A 342-nucleotide genomic window follows, 5' to 3' on the forward strand; every position below is an offset into this window, starting at 1 on the left:
CGGCGTCGTGACCCTCCCCGAGGGCACCGAGATGGTCATGCCGGGCGACAACACCGAGATGAGCGTCGAGCTCATCCAGCCCGTGGCCATGGAAGAGGGCCTCAAGTTCGCCATCCGTGAGGGTGGCCGGACCGTCGGCGCCGGCCAGGTCACCAAGATCAACAAGTGAGTTGATGCCCGGGACGTGTCCCGGGCGGTGATCTGAGGCGTGTCCCCTTCGGGGGCGGGCGACTCGGACCTGAGAGGGCCCGTACGACTTCGGTCGTACGGGCCCTTTCGCGTTTCGCGGGGCGTACAGCGGCGGGGCACGCCCTCCCCGGGCGCGGAAGGCGTGATCGCCGG

At 69.9% G+C, this 342-nt stretch carries 1 pseudogene; it reads left to right on the forward strand.

The features are described 5' to 3' along the window. Positions 1-169, forward strand: a pseudogene (locus tag MCBG_RS34600) (elongation factor Tu); the annotation flags it as partial. Between the last annotated feature and the right edge of the window lie 173 nt (positions 170-342).

This window comes from Micromonospora sp. M42 (assembly GCF_000568915.1).
GTDB lineage: Bacteria > Actinomycetota > Actinomycetes > Mycobacteriales > Micromonosporaceae > Micromonospora > Micromonospora chalcea.